The sequence below is a fragment of the Paraburkholderia mimosarum LMG 23256 = NBRC 106338 genome, from assembly GCF_000739815.1.
GTDB lineage: Bacteria > Pseudomonadota > Gammaproteobacteria > Burkholderiales > Burkholderiaceae > Paraburkholderia > Paraburkholderia mimosarum.
Window position 1 is genome coordinate 15,780 of the sequence record NZ_BBJJ01000026.1, and the last position, 15,657, is coordinate 31,436.

Sequence of the window (15,657 nt, forward strand, 5' to 3'; positions counted from 1 at the left end):
GGCTCGCCATCCCGTTCCGAACCCGGTTTGAATCCCGTTGAATCCACGATTGAACCCGGAATCCCTTAGCGCCAAATGACAACGCCGCGCAGCCCGAAGGCGTGCGCGGCGTGCTCCGGGCTGCGGGGGGTCAGGTCATGCGGCTCTTCGCGAGCGGCGGATTGGCAGCGAAGTAGCGCTTGATCCCCTTGAGGATGGCGTTCGCCATCTTGTCGCGATAGGCGTCGTCGTTGAGCTTGCTCTCTTCCTCGGGATTGCTGATGAAGGCCGTCTCCACGAGGATCGACGGAATGTCGGGCGCCTTGAGGACCGCGAAGCCCGCTTGCTCGACGGAGCCCTTGTGCAGCTTGTTGATCTCGCCGACTTCGTCGAGCACGAAGCCGCCGTAGCGCATCGAGTCGCGGATCTGCGCCGTCGTCGACATGTCGAAGAGCGCGCGGTTCACGGCGGCGTCGGCCGTTTGCAGGCTGATGCCGCCGATCTGGTCCGACGAGTTTTCCTTGGTCGCCATCCAGCGCGCCGCCGCGCTCGAGGCGCCGTGCTCCGAAAGCGCGAACACTGACGAGCCGCGCGCGGCGGGCGTGGTGAACGCGTCGGCGTGGATCGAGACGAACAGGTCCGCGCCCACGCGGCGCGCCTTCTGCACGCGCACGTTCAGCGGCACGAAGAAGTCGGCGTCGCGCGTCATCATCGCGCGCATGTTGGGCTGGGCGTCGATCTTCGCGCGCAGCTTCTTCGCGATGTCGAGCGCGACGTGCTTCTCGTAGGTGCCCGCGCTGCCGATCGCGCCCGGGTCCTCGCCGCCGTGGCCGGGATCGATCGCGACGGTGAGCAGGCGCGTGGTGTTGCCCCGGCCGGACTTTGGTGGCGCCGTGAAGCCGTAGCTGTCGTCGGTATTGCCATCGACGTTGCCGCCGTTGTTACGCTGCGCGACGACGGGCGGCTGCGGCCTGGGCGCGGACTTGCCCGGACGCGGCGCCGCCACGCCAGGCGTCACCGGCGGCACCGGCGGAACCCGCGACGAGGAACGCGGCGCGGCGCTCGTGTCGTTCTGCGCATAGCGCTCGAAGAAGGCGTCGCTATTGTCATGCGCGGGCGCATTGGGGCCCGCGAGCGTCGACGGCGTGGAAGGCGGCGCGCTGTCCTTCATGGCCTCGTTCGCGTCGAGTTGCTGCTGCTTGCGCTCGGTCTGCGCGAGCAGCTCCATGAGCGGGTCGGGCGCAACCGCGGGATAGAGGTCGAACACGAGCCGGTACTTGTACGAGCCGATAGGGGCAAGCGTGAACACCTGCGGCTTCACTCCGCCCTTGAGGTCGAACACCATGCGCACGACGTGCGGCTGGTACTGGCCCACGCGCACGGCCTGGATCTGCGGATCGTTCGGCGTGATCTTGGAGACGAGGTTCTTGAGCGCATCGTCGAGATCGAGCCCGCTCAGATCGACGACGAGACGGTCGGGGCCCTGCAGCAATTGCTGCGAGTTCGAGAGCGGCTGGTCCGATTCGATGGTGACGCGCGTGTAATCGCGCGCGGGCCATACGCGCACGCCGATGACCGAGGCGGCCCACGCGAGGCGCGGCGCCGCAAGACCGAGCACGAGCGTGGAGGCACCCGCCTTCAGGATCTGCCGGCGGCGCCAGTTGTGCGTGGCGGTGGCGGCCGATTCGATCGAGCGGAACGGTTTGATCAACATCTTTCTAGACATGCCTTTCCTGATGCACTGTATGCGTAGGCGGTGAGCACGCGGCCGTCGCCGCTTGCGTCCGGCTCGAGCGAAAACACGAGATCGGGCACGCCCAGCAGGCCGCCCGCGCGTTGCGGCCATTCGACGAGGCACACCGCATCCTGCGCGAAGTATTCGCGAAAGCCCGAGTCCGCCCATTCGGCCGGATCGCTGAAACGGTACAGATCGAAGTGATAGAGCGGGAGTTCCCCGCTCGGTGTTGCCGCCGTGTACGGCTCGACGAGCGTGTAGGTCGGGCTGCGCACGCGCCCCGTGTGGCCGAGCGCGCGCAGGGTGGCGCGCACGAGCGACGTTTTGCCCGCACCGAGGTCGCCGTGCAGTTGCACGTGCAGGCCGTGGAAGGGCGGCGTGCCGCGATCTTGCGCGCCGGCTTGTGCAGCGTTGTGCGCATCGTTCGCGCGCAGCGATTCGAGCGCCTGCGCAAAGCGTGCGCCGAAGGCGTCGGTGGCGGCTGCATCTGCGAGATCGAAACGGCGTTCGAGAAGAACGTCGGCAGAGCGTTCAAGCGGAAGCGGCGCGTGGTCGTGACCGGGCGTGTCGGGCATTCTCGTAAAATGACATGATGAACCCCACGCATTCCCCTTCCAACTTCGCGCAGGACGTGCGCGCGTCTTCGGAGGCGCTCGACCCGACGTCTCATCAAGCGCATGCGCTGCGAGAATCGTCTGTGCCTGCTGCTGAGCAGGCCATGCCGCTCAATGACGCGGCGCTCGCCGCGCTCGCGGCGCGCATCCGGACGTGGGGGCGCGAGCTGGGGTTCGGTGCGATCGGCATCAGCGACACCGACCTTTCCCATGCCGAGGCGGGCCTCGCCGCGTGGCTCGAAGCAGGCTGCCACGGCGAGATGGATTATATGGCCAAACATGAGATGAAACGCGCGCGGCCCGCCGAGCTTGTGGCCGGCACGCGACGCGTGATCACGGCACGCATGGCCTATTTGCCCATCGATACGCTCGCGCCGAATGCGACGGGAAAGCGTCACGAAAGTGCTTCGCAAGGCGGCGACGAGGCAAGCGCCGCTGCTGGCACCCGGGCTGGCGCCCCGGTCGGCACCACGGGTGAGTCGGCACCCGGCACGGACGTTGCCAATGAGAGCCTTCATGCCATCCACGCCGACTGGCGCCTGCGCGAGCACGCGCGCCTTGCCGACCCGAATGCCGCCGTCGTATCGATCTACGCGCGCGGCCGCGACTATCACAAGGTCTTGCGCGCTCGTCTGCAGCAACTCGCCGAGCGTATCAAGGCCGAGATCGGCAAGTTCGGCTTTCGCGTGTTCACGGATTCCGCACCTGTGCTCGAAGTCGAACTCGCGCAGAAGGCCGGCGTGGGCTGGCGCGGCAAGCACACGCTGCTTTTGCAACGCGATGCGGGTTCGCTGTTTTTCCTCGGCGAGATTTACGTGGACGTGCCGCTGCCCACCGACGCCGACGACCCGGCCAGCGCCGCGCCAGAAACGCCCGGCGCGCATTGCGGGAGCTGCACGCGTTGCATCGATGCATGCCCGACGGGCGCGATCACCGGTCCGTATCGCGTGGATGCGCGCCGCTGCATTTCCTATCTGACGATCGAATTGAAGGGCAGCATTCCCCTGGAATTACGCGAGCTGATCGGCAATCGTGTGTATGGCTGCGATGACTGCCAGCTCGTCTGCCCATGGAACAAGTTTGCCCAGGCCGCGCCGGTGGCGGACTTCGACGTGCGCCACGGGCTCGACCGCGCGAGCCTCGTCGACCTGTTCGGCTGGAGCGCCGCGCAGTTCGACGAGCGCATGCAGGGCAGCGCGATACGGCGCATCGGCTATGAACGCTGGTCGCGCAACATCGCGGTCGCGATGGGCAACGCGCTGCGCGCGACGCGAAAGCGCCCGGCGAATGCGGACGATGCCGCGCGCGATGCCATCGTGAAGGCGCTGCGCGCGCGCGAGCATGACGAATCGGCGATCGTGCGCGAACACGTGCAGTGGGCGCTCGAAGCGGCCTGAAACGACGATGCGAGGAAGAACATGGGCGTGAAAATGCAGAGCGGCGTGCTGGAAATCGCGCGCGCAACGCGGCACCATGGCGTGCAACGCTCGCGCACGAAGGAGGCAGCGATGTTCAACGCAGTGATCGACGCACCGTTCGGCAAAGTCGGCATTCGCACCGGCGGCGAGGCGCTGCGCGAGATCGTCTATTTGCCGGCGCACACGGCGAGCGTCGAGCCCGATGGCGAACTCGCCGCGCGCGCGGCCGCGCAGATCGCGCGGTATTTCGAAGACGCCGACGCCGGCTTCGACCTGCCGCTCGCGCCGCTTGGCACGCCGTTCCAGCGGCGCGTGTGGGACGGCATCTGCGCGATCGAAGCGGGCGAGGTGCTCACCTATGGCGAACTCGCGAAGCGCATCGGCAGCGACAGCGCGCGCGCCGTGGGCCAGGCCTGCGGCGACAATCCGTTTCCGATCGTCATTCCGTGTCATCGCGTGGTGTCGGCGAGCGGCCTCGGAGGTTTCGCCCATCATGGGGGCGAGGGCTTCTTTCGCGACGTGAAGCGCTGGCTGCTGGCACACGAATGCACGACGAACCGGTTTGAGCTCCGATAACACGATGACGATGACGACGAACCCGCCGCCGCTTCCCGAGAGCGAAGCCGCCGAAGAAACGGAGCAAGCGCTCGAACCCGCTGCCGCCGAAGCGCTCGCAGCGAGCCTCGCCTCCATCGACACGTTTTGCGACGCGATGTGGCTCGAGCACGGCCTCTCGCGCAACACGCTCGACGCCTACCGGCGCGACTTGCGCCTCTTCGCGCAATGGCTCGCGCGCGAGCGCGCCAATTCGCTCGACAAGACGCGCGAAGACGATTTGTTCGCCTACAGCGCGCGCCGCAAGGACGACAAATCCACGTCGGCGAACCGGCGCCTTTCGGTGTTTCGCCGCTACTACGGCTGGGCGTTGCGCGAGCAGCGCGTGCATGCGGACCCGACCGTGCGCATTCGCTCGGCGAAGCAGCCGCCGCGTTTTCCTTCCACGTTGAGCGAGGCGCAGGTCGAGGCGTTGCTCGGCGCGCCCGATGTGAACACACCGCTCGGCCTGCGCGACCGGACGATGCTCGAGCTGATGTATGCGAGCGGCTTGCGCGTGACCGAACTCGTCACGCTCAAGACCGTCGAGGTGGGCCTGAACGAAGGGGTCGTGCGCGTGCTCGGCAAGGGCTCGAAGGAGCGCCTCATTCCGTTCGGCGAAGAGGCGCACGCGTGGATCGAGCGTTACTTGCGCGAGGCGCGGCCCGCGTTGCTCGGCGCGCGCACGACCGACGCACTGTTCGTGACCGCGCGCGCCGAAGGCATGACGCGCCAGCAGTTCTGGCACATCATCAAGCGCCACGCGGCGGCGGGCGGCGTGCACGCGCCGCTCTCGCCCCACACCATGCGCCACGCGTTCGCCACCCATCTGCTCAATCACGGCGCCGATCTGCGCGTCGTGCAGCTGCTGCTCGGCCACAGCGATATCTCCACCACGCAGATCTACACGCACGTCGCGCGCGAGCGGCTGCGCTTGCTGCACGAGAAACACCATCCGCGCGGGTGAGCCGGCACCGCCCGTGCGGGCCGTGCGATTACAATGCGCCGATGAGCAAAACGAAACATGTCTCCGAAACGCCCGCCACGCAGATGCTGCGCCGCGCGGGCGTCGCCTTCGGCGAACACCCCTACGAGTATGTCGAGCATGGCGGCACGGGCGAGTCCGCGCGCCAGCTCGGCGTGGACGAGCATCGCGTCGTCAAGACGCTCGTGATGGAGGACGAGCACGCCAGGCCGCTCGTCGTCCTCATGCATGGCGACCGCAAGGTTTCGACGAAGAATCTCGCGCGCCAGATCGGCGCGAAGCGCGTCGAGCCCTGCAAGCCCGAAGTGGCGAACCGGCATTCGGGTTACCTGGTGGGCGGCACGTCGCCGTTCGGCACGAAGAAAAGCATGCCCGTGTACGTCGAATCGACCATACTCGACCTCGACCAGATCTGGCTCAACGGCGGTCGGCGCGGTTATCTGGTGAGCCTCGCGCCTTCGGTGCTCACGACGCTGCTCGACGCGAAGCCGGTGCAGTGCGCGAGCGTCGAGTGACGCACGAGGTCCCGGACCCGCTTCACTTTGCTTCCCTGAATACCCTGGCTTGCGGCGCCTGCGTGGGCAGCTGGCGCCCGCGCTTGGGTAGAATGAGCGCCGTCGCGCGTCGCCGGGCGGGAGCGCCAAGTCTCAAACCCGGCGCGCATCGTTCCACTTTCTCCGGGTTTCGTGCATGTACAACCTGTTCGTCGCCGTTCTCGCCTATCTGATCGGCTCGATTTCGTTCGCCGTGATCGTGAGCGCCTTCATGGGCCTCGACGATCCGCGCTCCTACGGCTCCCGCAACCCCGGCGCCACCAACGTGCTGCGCAGCGGCAACAAGAAGGCCGCGATCCTCACGCTGATCGGCGACGCCTTCAAGGGCTGGCTGGCCGTCTGGCTCGTCGTGCGCTTCGGCCCCCGTTACGGTCTCGGCGACGCGGCGATTGCGCTGGCCGCCATCGCCGTGTTCCTCGGGCACCTGTACCCGGTGTTTTTCCGCTTCAAGGGCGGCAAGGGCGTCGCCACCGCGGCCGGCGTGCTGCTCGCCGTGAATCCGATCCTCGGCGTCGCGACGCTCGCCACCTGGCTCATCGTCGCGTTCTTCACGCGCTACTCGTCGCTCGCGGCGCTGGCGGCCGCCGTGTTCGCGCCGCTTTACTACGTGTTCATGTTCGGCCCGCGCATCGTCGCGCTCGCCATCCTCGCCATGAGCGTGCTGCTGTTCTGGCGGCACCGCGCGAACATCGCCAAGCTGATCGCGGGCAAGGAGAGCCGCATCGGCGAGAAGAAGACCTCTGGCGCCGTGAAGTAGCCTGCCAGCGGTCATGGGGCACTGCGTCATTAATCTGACTATTTCGCCCAACCTGAGGCTATCTTCGGGCAAGTAGCGAAAAGTGGCGCGCGTTCTGCAGTGGCGCCCTCAAGAATGCCGTGCGGCCTGCCGTAATCCCGGTTGTTTTCCGACCAGGTTTTTACGGCTTTCCTCTTCATTTCCCACACGGCAATCCCCCCCATGTTTTCCACCATCCGCTCGCGCATCGTCGCGCTATGCGTCGTCATTGTCGTGGCCGCACTCGCCGCGAATACGGCGCTCAACTATTTCGTCGCGGATTCGCACAACAAGGATTCGATCGACAGCACCCTCTCGGCGCTCGAAGAGAGCCACGCGCAGGGCATAGGCGAGTGGGTCGCGACCCACACGCGGATGATCGACTCGCTGCAGGACGCCGTGCTCGGTGCGGACCCCGTGCCGGCGCTCAAGCAGATCGCGGCGGCAGGCGGCTTCCAGAACGTCTACGTGGGTTATGCCGACCGCACGGCGAAGTTTTCCGACGCGAACGGCATTCCGCCCGACTACGATCCGACCGGGCGCCCCTGGTACAAGCAGGCCGTCGCGGCCGGCAGGGCGGTCGTTACGCCGCCCTATGTCGATGTCGGCACGGGCAAGCTCGTGGTGGCGTTCGCGGAGCCGGTGATTCGCGACGGCGCCGTGAAAGGCGTCATCTCCGGTGACGTGACGATGGACAGCGTGATCGCCAACGTCCGCTCGATTCATCCCACGCCGGCGAGCTTCGGCATGCTCGTCGACGCGAGCGGCGCGATCGTTGCGCACCCGGACGCGCAACTCACGCTCAAACCCGTCGCCGAACTCGCGCCCGACCTCGCCGGCGATCGTCTGAACGCATTGTTCGCGGCCAACGCGCCGTTGCAGGTCGACGTAAAGGGCGATACCAGGTTCATGCGTGCGCAAACGATTCCGGGCACCGACTGGCGCGTGGTCGTCGCCTACGACCGCGCCGATGCGACGGCCGGCATGCGCTCGCTGCTCACGGCGTCGCTCATCGCGCTCGTGGTGATCGCGGTGGCGGCTGCGGCGATCGTCGCGGCGGCCACGGCCGTGTCGTTCCAGCGCCTTTCGCGCGTGCGCGACGCGATGGACGCGATCAGCGCCGGCGAGGGCGATCTCACGAAACGCCTTCCCGCCGTGGGCAACGACGAAGTCGCGCAGATCGCGCGATCGTTCAACGCGTTCATGGACAAGCTGCGCGACGTGATGCGCAACATCCGCGACGCGAGCCAGTCGGTGCGTACCGCGAGCGACGAGATCGCGGCGGGCAACGTCGACCTGTCGGGCCGCACGGAGTCGGCGGCGGCGAGCCTCGAAGAGACGGCCGCGTCGATGGAGCAGATCACGGCGACGGTCGCGCAGTCGGCCAACGCGGCGCAGCAGGCCGACGTGACGGCGGCAACGGCTTCGCAGGCGGCCTCGCGCGGCGGCTCCGTGATCGGCGACGTCGTGCATACGATGGGCGACATCGAGAAGGCTTCGGTGAAGATCGCCGACATCATCGGCGTGATCGACGGCATCGCGTTCCAGACCAACATTCTCGCGTTGAACGCCGCGGTGGAAGCCGCGCGCGCGGGCGAGCAGGGCCGCGGCTTCGCGGTGGTGGCGGGGGAAGTGCGCAGCCTTGCGCAGCGCAGCGCGCAGGCGGCGCGCGAGATCAAGGCGCTGATCGAATCGACCGTTTCGAGCGTGACCTCGGGCTCGCAGCTCGTGCGCCGCGCTGGCACGACGATGGACGAGATCGTGGCGAACGTCTCGAACGTGACGACCATCATCTCCGAGGTCACCAACGCGGCCAGCGAGCAGACGCGCGGCATCCAGGAAGTGAACCGCGCGGTGAGCCAGCTCGACGAGATGGTTCAGCAGAATGCGGCGCTCGTCGAGCAGTCGACGGCCGCAGCGGCGGCGCTGCGCAGCCAGGCCGCCAGTCTCGCCGACGCGGTGGGACAGTTCAGGCTCGATTGACGAGGGAACTCGCAGGCAGTGAGAAAGCGGCGCCGCTTTCTCACCTTCAAATATGGCGCTGTCGAATTTGAAGACGCCGGAGACGGCTCGCGGTGATAAAGGAAAGTCTTGCGAAGCGCCAGGCCAGCGGGGCGGGCCATGCCGCCTCGCCGTGTGCCTGAGAGGCGGATTTAATCGCGGAAGTTGTTGAAGTCGAGCGGCGTGTCGGTCACGTCCTTGCGCAGCATGGCGATCACGCTCTGCAGATCGTCGCGCTTGGCGCCCGTCACGCGCACGGCGTCGCCCTGGATGCTCGCCTGCACCTTGATCTTGCTGTCCTTCACGAGCCTGACGATCTTCTTCGCGAGGTCGCCCGACACGCCCTTCTTCACGGTGATGACCTGCTTGACCTTGTCGCCGCCGATCTTCTCGATCTTGCCGTAGTCGAGAAAACGCACGTCCACATTGCGCTTGGCCATTTTCGAGACCAGCACGTCCTTCACCTGGCCGAGCTTGAAATCGTCGTCGGCGAACGCGGTCAGTTCGCGCTCCTTCTGCTCGACGCGCGAATCCGAGCCCTTGAAGTCGAAGCGCGTGGAGATCTCCTTGTTCGATTGCTCCACGGCGTTCTTCACTTCGATCATGTTGGCTTCGCTGACGACGTCAAACGATGGCATTGTTTTCTCCCAAAAGTACGAGGTGCAGAACGACTGCGCAAATCACGACGCTAACGAGCGAGGCAAAAGCGACGCAAACGAACAACGCAAAAGCGACGCAAACTGCGCGCCCGGGCGCTGCGGCTGCATTCGTGGCCGCATTTTGAGGCAGCGGCTCGCACACTCGCTATAATCACGGACCGACGCCATTCTACCGGCGCGGTTGCGTTTGCCCAAGGCGGCTTTTCCTGCCTGATTTCGTCCGCTGTCCGTGTTCCGTTCTCCCCCAATGCCCCTCGTTCCAACGCCCGTCGATACGTCTCCCGTGTGGTTTGCCGCCGGCTATCCGCTGCGCGCGCACAACACGTTCGGCTTCGACGTGCGCGCCCGCTATGCGTGCCGGGTCGAAAGCGAGGCCGATCTCTCCGCTGCCGTGCGCGATCCGCGCGCCCAGGGCTTGCGCACGCTCGTGCTGGGCGGCGGCAGCAATGTCGTGCTCACGCGCGACTTCGACGGTCTCGTGCTGCTCGTGGCGCTCCGCGGCAAGCGCATTGCCCACGAGGATGGCCAGTCATGGTACGTGGAGGCGGCCGCGGGCGAGAACTGGCACGATTTTGTCGCCTGGACGCTCGAAGCCGGTATGCCGGGCCTCGAGAATCTGGCGCTGATTCCGGGCACGGTGGGCGCGGCGCCGATTCAGAATATCGGCGCGTATGGCCTCGAGATGGCGGAGCGCTGCGTGTCGGTCAGGGCCATCGAAATGGCGACCGGCCGAGCGATGGAGTTCGACGCGGCCGCCTGCCGCTTCGGCTACCGCGACAGTTTCTTCAAGCGCGAGGGGCGCGCTCGTTTCGTCGTTACGTCGGTGACGTTCCGCCTGCCGAAGGTGTGGCAGCCCAACGCGGGCTATGCCGACCTCGCGCGCGAACTGGCTCAGTGCAACGCCGGCGAGGCGCCGCATGCGCGCGCGGTGTTCGACGCCGTGGTGGCGGTGCGGCGCGCCAAGCTGCCCGATCCGCTGCAACTGGGCAACGCGGGCAGCTTTTTCAAGAATCCCGTGATCGAGGCGTCGCAGTACGACGCGCTCGTCGTGCGCGAGCCGCAGATCGTTTCGTACCAGCAGTCGGACGGGCGCGTGAAGCTCGCGGCCGGCTGGATGATCGACCGCTGCGGCTGGAAGGGCCGCGCGCTGCGCGCCGCGGCCGTGCACGAGCGCCAGGCGCTCGTACTCGTCAATCGCGGCGGAGCCACCGGCGCGGACATTCTCGAACTGGCAGAGGCCATCCAGCGCGACGTGCTCGCGCGCTTCGGCGTCGAGCTCGAGCAGGAACCCGTCAGCCTCTAGGTCGCGCGTCAGCCCGCCTACGCGCCGGAATCACCCTCAAACCACCTTGTCCTGGGCCGCGAACACCGGCCCCTGCACGAAGCGCACGTCGTACTGCTGCAACTGCTCGAACTGCGCCGCATCGGTCACGCGGTTGAAGATCAGCGGGATGCGCAGCCGCGCCGCATAGCTCACGAGCGGCTTCACCATCGAATCGCGCAATGCCGACGACGCGTCCATCTTCAGGAAGTCGGGTCGCGGCATGTCCGATACCGAGAGGATTTGCCCGGCGTTCGGCAGATTGCCCGCCACCTTGAACCCATAACGCTGATAGCTCTTCGTGAGATAGCTGAGGAAGGTGCGGTGCGCCACCGCCGCCGGCGGCAGCTCGATCACGATGCGCCCGGGATTGAGCCCGAACGACACCAGCACGTTCGAGAAATGCCGCCCGTGGTCGTACTTCACGCTCTTGAGCAGCCGTTCATGCACGCGCAGGAAGAGCAGCCCGTGCTGCTGGCCCCCCAAAAAGTTGATCGCGTGCAGCGCGCGCACCATGCGGTCCAGCGCGACCAGCTCGGGATCGTCGAGCGCGTCGCTGAACGGGTCGAAGGGCGCAAGGGCGCCGTCCTGTTCGCGCAGCGTCACCGCCTGATACCCGAGTTCGTCGCCAAAGCGCGAGGCCAACGAGAGGTCGGCGGTGAGCGACTGCGCCCCGCTGTGCACGCTGATGTCGTAGATCGGCTCGTAGGCGCTCAGCAGTTCCACGCTGCGCCGCCGCGCTACGGCCTCTTTGGCGTGCACGCCGCTGCCCATCGCGAGGTGCTCGCCCAGAAACGGATGGTCGGCGGCACGGGCGACGAGCTCGGGAATGGTGGGAGCAATCATGGTGGTGTAGCGGGGCGCGAGTGAGAGGTGCGAGCCCGACCCGGGGCCGCATGGACCGATGGTAGCAGCCCGCAGCCGCGCCGGATGGACTGTTTGGTCATAACGTTATCGGCCGCGCCCGCGCTTTCTGGAGGCCTGCCGGCGTTTGGCAGGGATTGCCAGGGTATACACGTAATTTCACTAAACGTAATTCGTTTTACCATCCGTAAATCGCGTGACCTGATGTCATGACCCGAGAACGTGGAGAGACGGCAATGAATGCACCTTTGCGGCACCCGACCGAAGTCCAGCACGGCTACATGAGCGGCTTCGCCAACGAGTTCGCGACCGAGGCGCTGCCGGGCGCGTTGCCCGCAGGGCAGAACTCGCCGCAGCGCTGCGCCTACGGCCTGTATGCTGAGCAGCTTTCCGGCACGGCGTTCACCGCGCCGCGCTCGCACAACCGCCGCACGTGGTTCTACCGGATCCGTCCGGGCGCCGTGCACCAGCCGTTCACGCCGCTCGCTTCGCATCCGGACACGAACGGGGCGCCGCGCCTCGTCGCCGATTTCGGCGACGTGCCGCCCACGCCGCCCAACCAGTTGCGCTGGGACGCGCTGCCCATGCCCGCCGAGCCCACGGATTTCATCGACGGCTGGGTGACGATGTCGGGCAACGGCTCGGCGGCGTCGATGAGCGGCTGCGCGATCCACCTGTACGCGGCCAACCGGCCGATGGTCGACCGCTTTTTCTACAACACCGATGGCGAACTGCTGATCGTCCCGCAGCAGGGGCGCCTTGCGATCCGCACCGAGATGGGCCGGCTCGACGTCGAGCCGTTCGAAATCGCCGTGATTCCGCGCGGCGTGCGCTTCACGGTGGATCTGCCCGACGGCGAAGCGCGCGGCTACATCTGCGAGAACTTCGGCGCGCTGCTGCGTTTGCCCGATCTCGGCGTGATCGGCTCGAATGGCCTCGCCAATCCGCGCGACTTCCTCACGCCCGTCGCCGCCTACGAAGACCGCGAAGGCAATTTCGAGCTCGTCACGAAGCTCAATGGCCAGCTCTGGCGCGCCGACATCGGCCATTCGCCGCTCGACGTCGTGGCGTGGCACGGCAACTACGCGCCCTACAAGTACGATCTGCGCCGTTTCAATACGATCGGCTCGATCAGCTACGACCATCCCGATCCCTCGATCTTCCTCGTGCTGCAGTCGCCGACGGACACGCCCGGCGTCGACGCGATCGACTTCGTGATCTTCCCGCCGCGCTGGCTCGCGGCCGAGAACACGTTCCGGCCGCCCTGGTATCACCGCAACGTGGCGAGCGAGTTCATGGGTCTCGTGCACGGCGTGTACGACGCCAAGGCCGAGGGCTTCGTGCCGGGCGGCGCGAGCCTGCACAACTGCATGACGGGCCACGGCCCCGATGCCGAGACGTTCGAGAAGGCCTCGGCTTCCGATACGACCAGGCCGAACAAGGTCGACGACACGATGGCCTTCATGTTCGAGACCCGCACGCTGATCCGCCCGACGCGCTACGCGCTCGAAACGAGCCAGTTGCAGGCGAACTACTACGAGTGCTGGCAAGGCCTCAAGAAACACTTCAATCCGGAGCAGCAATGAGCAGCACGATGACGGACGAACTCAAGGCGACGCTCGATCCCCAGCGCAAGAGCTGGATCGAGCGTGCGAACGACGCACAGTGCGATTTCGCGATCCAGAACCTGCCATTCGGCGTGTTCAGCGATACGGGTAACGGGAACGCGCGCGTGGGCGTGGCGATCGGCGCTCTCGTGGCCGATCTCGCGGTGCTGCACGAAGCGGGGCTGCTGCGTCTGCCCGCGAGCGCGCCGCAAGACGTGTTTGCGCGCCCCGCGCTGAACGACTTCATCGCGCTCGGTCGCGACGTGTGGCGCAGCGTGCGCGTGCAGCTTTCGTCGCTCCTCGCACGTGAAACGCCGACGCTGCGCGACGACGCGGCGCTGCGCCAGCGCGCCTTCGTCAAGCTCGCCGATGCAAAGCTGCATCTGCCCGTGCAGATTCCCGGCTACACCGACTTCTACTCGTCGAAGGAACACGCGACGAACGTCGGGGCGATGTTTCGGGATCCGAAGAATGCGCTGCTGCCGAACTGGTCCGAGATGCCGATCGGCTATAACGGCCGCGCTTCGTCGGTGGTGGTGAGCGGCACGCCGGTGCGCCGCCCCAATGGCCAGTTGAAGCTTCCCGATCAGGAGCGTCCGGTGTTCGGCGCGTGCCGCAAGCTCGATATCGAGCTGGAGACGGGCTTCATCGTCGGGCGCGGCAATGCGCTGGGCGAGCCGATCGCTTGTGAAGACGCCGAGGATCACATCTTCGGCATGGTGCTGCTCAACGACTGGAGCGCGCGGGACATGCAGCAGTGGGAATACGTGCCGCTCGGGCCGTTCAATTCGAAGGGCTTCGCCACGACGATTTCGCCGTGGGTCGTCACGCTCGACGCGCTGGAGCCGTTCCGCGTCGCGCAGCCCGCGCAGGAGCCGCAGCCGCTCGAATATCTGCGCCACAAGGGCGATCACGCGTTCGACATTGCGCTGGAAGTGACGATGCGGCCCGAAGGCGCGACGGATGCGACGACCATCGCGCGCACGAACTTCCGCCACATGTACTGGACGATGGCGCAGCAGCTCGCGCATCACACCGTGGCGGGCTGCAACACGCGCGTGGGCGACCTGATGGGCTCGGGCACGATCTCGGGCCCGACGCCGGACTCGTTCGGCAGCCTGCTCGAACTCACGTGGAACGGGAAAAATCCGCTGGAATTGAAGAGCGGTGGCACGCGCGCTTTCATCGAGGATGGCGACGAGCTGACGCTCGCGGGCTGGTGCCAGGGCGATGGCTATCGCGTGGGTTTTGGCGCCTGCACAGGCAAGATCCTGCCGGCGCTGAAATAACGAAAGCTCAAGTCTGGAAAGCAGGACGGCCGATGCGCTACAGAGGCGCATCGGCCGTCTTTCTTTGTCGGTTGGACGACGCTACGCGCGCGCTTGCGCCAACCCTCGCGAGCGCTCCCAGCGCAGCGCGCCGAGAAAGACGAGCGCGCCCGCGAACAGCACCCATAGCATCGAATCGCGCCCCGCGTGCTGCATCAGCGCGCCGGTGACGATCGGGCCACCGAAGCTCGCGGCGCTCCACGAGGCGCTCACGAGCGCGCTCGCGGAGACGAGCGCGATGCCTTCGAAGCGCTCCCCGCACGCGACGATGGCGAGCGTATAGATCGACCCCGCCGCCGCGCCGAGCACGAAGAGGAGCGGCCAGCGCAGCCACGGCGTATCCACGGCGAAGGGCAGGAGCGGCAGCAGCGCCGCGACGATCACGCCCATGAGCGCATGCACGCGCTCGCGGCCCAGGCGATCGGCGAGCCAGCCGATGGGGAACTGCATGGTCGTGTCGCCGAGCAGCACGACCGAGGCGAACAGCACGGCCACCTCGCTGCCGATGCCGTGACCCATGGCAAAGAGCGGCAGCAGCGAAAGCGCGAGCGTGTCGAAGAGCGCGAAAAAGCCCGTCGCGACGATGAGCGCCGGCATCTTCGGCATGACGTGACGCCAGCTGCCGTGCGGCTCGTGCAGATCGGTTTGCTGCGGATTCGAGCGGATTGCCGCGAGCATCGGCAGCGCAATGAGGAAGAGCGCGCCGCAGATCGCGAAGCGCCACGCCGTGTAGCCCGCGATCTGGCTCACGAGCACCGGGCCCGACATCTGGAACAGCGTGAACGTCGTGGCATAGATGCCGACCACGCGGCCGCGGTTCGAATCGTCGGCGAGTTCGTTGACCCACGCTTCGCCGATCGTGAAGAGCAGCATGAGCGCCGCGCCGCAGAGCATGCGCAGGAGCGCCCAGAGCCACAGGTTGGCGCTCGCCTGCATGAGCGCGGTCGCGATGGCGACGGTCAGCACCGAGCCGACGATCACCTGGCGTGAACCGAAGCGCGTGGAGATCCACGCCGTGAGCGGCACGACGGCCAGGCCCCCCAGCGCCTGCGCGGCCGTGAGCAGCCCGACGATGGCGGTGCCGTAGCCGGCGTCGGTGAGGGCGAGAGCGGTGAGCGGGAGCGTCGCGCCGGAGCCGAGGCCGACCACGGCCACGCTCAGGATCAGCGCGAGGAAGTCGCGGGTGAGGACGGTTTTCATCGGCCGCAATGCTACTACGGGGC

Annotated in this window: 14 protein-coding genes; 9 read left to right on the forward strand and 5 right to left on the reverse strand. The window is 66.9% G+C overall.

Annotated elements, in window-relative coordinates:
* Window positions 1–130 precede the first annotated feature (130 nt).
* Window positions 131–1,705 (reverse strand): N-acetylmuramoyl-L-alanine amidase, encoded by a 1,575-nt coding sequence (locus BMI01S_RS19730; RefSeq protein ID WP_028231444.1) that lies wholly within the window; start codon window positions 1,703–1,705, stop codon window positions 131–133.
* Window positions 1,687–2,289: a tRNA (adenosine(37)-N6)-threonylcarbamoyltransferase complex ATPase subunit type 1 TsaE gene (gene tsaE, locus BMI01S_RS19735; protein ID WP_028231445.1), complete on the reverse strand. Its 603-nt coding sequence runs from the start codon at window positions 2,287–2,289 to the stop codon at window positions 1,687–1,689. Before tsaE ends, BMI01S_RS19730 begins: the two co-directional genes overlap by 19 nt.
* 143 nt (window positions 2,290–2,432) lie before the next feature.
* Between tsaE and queG the strand changes: the two genes are divergently transcribed.
* The 6 genes from queG to BMI01S_RS19765 all read left to right on the forward strand — a co-directional run bounded on the left by queG (window position 2,433) and on the right by BMI01S_RS19765 (window position 8,637).
* Window positions 2,433–3,725, forward strand: a complete 1,293-nt coding sequence (gene queG / locus BMI01S_RS19740; RefSeq protein ID WP_081723464.1) for a tRNA epoxyqueuosine(34) reductase QueG — start codon at window positions 2,433–2,435, stop codon at window positions 3,723–3,725.
* Between the two features lie 111 nt (window positions 3,726–3,836).
* Window positions 3,837–4,322: a methylated-DNA--[protein]-cysteine S-methyltransferase gene (locus tag BMI01S_RS19745; protein ID WP_028231447.1), complete on the forward strand. Its 486-nt coding sequence runs from the start codon at window positions 3,837–3,839 to the stop codon at window positions 4,320–4,322.
* Between the two features lie 10 nt (window positions 4,323–4,332).
* A complete protein-coding gene (gene xerD / locus BMI01S_RS19750) occupies window positions 4,333–5,307 on the forward strand; it encodes a site-specific tyrosine recombinase XerD (protein ID WP_028231448.1) in 975 nt (324 codons plus the stop codon).
* A gap of 41 nt (window positions 5,308–5,348) precedes the next feature.
* Window positions 5,349–5,840 (forward strand): Cys-tRNA(Pro) deacylase, encoded by a 492-nt coding sequence (gene ybaK, locus BMI01S_RS19755; protein ID WP_028209535.1) that lies wholly within the window; start codon window positions 5,349–5,351, stop codon window positions 5,838–5,840.
* Window positions 5,841–6,015: 175 nt separating this feature from the next.
* Window positions 6,016–6,636, forward strand: coding sequence for a glycerol-3-phosphate 1-O-acyltransferase PlsY (plsY, locus tag BMI01S_RS19760; protein WP_028231449.1), 621 nt, complete (start codon window positions 6,016–6,018; stop codon window positions 6,634–6,636).
* A gap of 201 nt (window positions 6,637–6,837) precedes the next feature.
* Entirely contained in the window at window positions 6,838–8,637 is a 1,800-nt protein-coding gene (locus BMI01S_RS19765; RefSeq protein WP_028231450.1) for a methyl-accepting chemotaxis protein, read from the forward strand.
* A 170-nt stretch (window positions 8,638–8,807) separates the two neighbouring features.
* Here BMI01S_RS19765 and BMI01S_RS19770 read toward each other — a convergent pair whose 3' ends face one another.
* Entirely contained in the window at window positions 8,808–9,293 is a 486-nt protein-coding gene (locus tag BMI01S_RS19770) for a YajQ family cyclic di-GMP-binding protein (RefSeq protein ID WP_028209548.1), read from the reverse strand.
* 268 nt (window positions 9,294–9,561) lie between these two features.
* On the opposite strand from BMI01S_RS19770, the gene murB reads away from it, so the two are divergent.
* Window positions 9,562–10,617, forward strand: a complete 1,056-nt coding sequence (gene murB / locus BMI01S_RS19775) for a UDP-N-acetylmuramate dehydrogenase (protein ID WP_036045415.1) — start codon at window positions 9,562–9,564, stop codon at window positions 10,615–10,617.
* A gap of 36 nt (window positions 10,618–10,653) precedes the next feature.
* On the opposite strand, the gene BMI01S_RS19780 is transcribed toward murB, so the two are convergent.
* Window positions 10,654–11,481 (reverse strand): EAL domain-containing protein, encoded by an 828-nt coding sequence (locus BMI01S_RS19780; protein ID WP_028231452.1) that lies wholly within the window; start codon window positions 11,479–11,481, stop codon window positions 10,654–10,656.
* Window positions 11,482–11,735: 254 nt separating this feature from the next.
* Between BMI01S_RS19780 and hmgA the strand changes: the two genes are divergently transcribed.
* Together hmgA and fahA are read left to right on the forward strand one after the other, a co-directional pair.
* Window positions 11,736–13,085, forward strand: a complete 1,350-nt coding sequence (hmgA, locus tag BMI01S_RS19785) for a homogentisate 1,2-dioxygenase (RefSeq protein ID WP_036045417.1) — start codon at window positions 11,736–11,738, stop codon at window positions 13,083–13,085.
* Entirely contained in the window at window positions 13,082–14,395 is a 1,314-nt protein-coding gene (gene fahA / locus BMI01S_RS19790) for a fumarylacetoacetase (protein WP_028231454.1), read from the forward strand. Before hmgA ends, fahA begins: the two co-directional genes overlap by 4 nt.
* Window positions 14,396–14,476: 81 nt before the next feature.
* Here fahA and BMI01S_RS19795 read toward each other — a convergent pair whose 3' ends face one another.
* Window positions 14,477–15,634, reverse strand: a complete 1,158-nt coding sequence (locus tag BMI01S_RS19795; RefSeq protein ID WP_028231455.1) for an MFS transporter — start codon at window positions 15,632–15,634, stop codon at window positions 14,477–14,479.
* Between the last annotated feature and the right edge of the window lie 23 nt (window positions 15,635–15,657).

Bases quoted from the DNA above. Each gene is read 5' to 3' on its own strand.
- BMI01S_RS19795 (WP_028231455.1), bottom strand. From the start codon at position 15,634: ATGAAAACCGTCCTCACCCGCGACTTCCTCGCGCTGATCCTGAGCGTG.
- BMI01S_RS19745 (WP_028231447.1), top strand. From the start codon at position 3,837: ATGTTCAACGCAGTGATCGACGCACCGTTCGGCAAAGTCGGCATTCGC.
- BMI01S_RS19780 (WP_028231452.1), bottom strand. From the start codon at position 11,481: ATGATTGCTCCCACCATTCCCGAGCTCGTCGCCCGTGCCGCCGACCAT.
- murB (WP_036045415.1), top strand. From the start codon at position 9,562: ATGCCCCTCGTTCCAACGCCCGTCGATACGTCTCCCGTGTGGTTTGCC.
- plsY (WP_028231449.1), top strand. From the start codon at position 6,016: ATGTACAACCTGTTCGTCGCCGTTCTCGCCTATCTGATCGGCTCGATT.
- tsaE (WP_028231445.1), bottom strand. From the start codon at position 2,289: ATGCCCGACACGCCCGGTCACGACCACGCGCCGCTTCCGCTTGAACGC.
- fahA (WP_028231454.1), top strand. From the start codon at position 13,082: ATGAGCAGCACGATGACGGACGAACTCAAGGCGACGCTCGATCCCCAG.
- queG (WP_081723464.1), top strand. From the start codon at position 2,433: ATGCCGCTCAATGACGCGGCGCTCGCCGCGCTCGCGGCGCGCATCCGG.
- ybaK (WP_028209535.1), top strand. From the start codon at position 5,349: ATGAGCAAAACGAAACATGTCTCCGAAACGCCCGCCACGCAGATGCTG.
- hmgA (WP_036045417.1), top strand. From the start codon at position 11,736: ATGAATGCACCTTTGCGGCACCCGACCGAAGTCCAGCACGGCTACATG.
- BMI01S_RS19730 (WP_028231444.1), bottom strand. From the start codon at position 1,705: ATGTCTAGAAAGATGTTGATCAAACCGTTCCGCTCGATCGAATCGGCC.
- BMI01S_RS19770 (WP_028209548.1), bottom strand. From the start codon at position 9,293: ATGCCATCGTTTGACGTCGTCAGCGAAGCCAACATGATCGAAGTGAAG.
- xerD (WP_028231448.1), top strand. From the start codon at position 4,333: ATGACGACGAACCCGCCGCCGCTTCCCGAGAGCGAAGCCGCCGAAGAA.
- BMI01S_RS19765 (WP_028231450.1), top strand. From the start codon at position 6,838: ATGTTTTCCACCATCCGCTCGCGCATCGTCGCGCTATGCGTCGTCATT.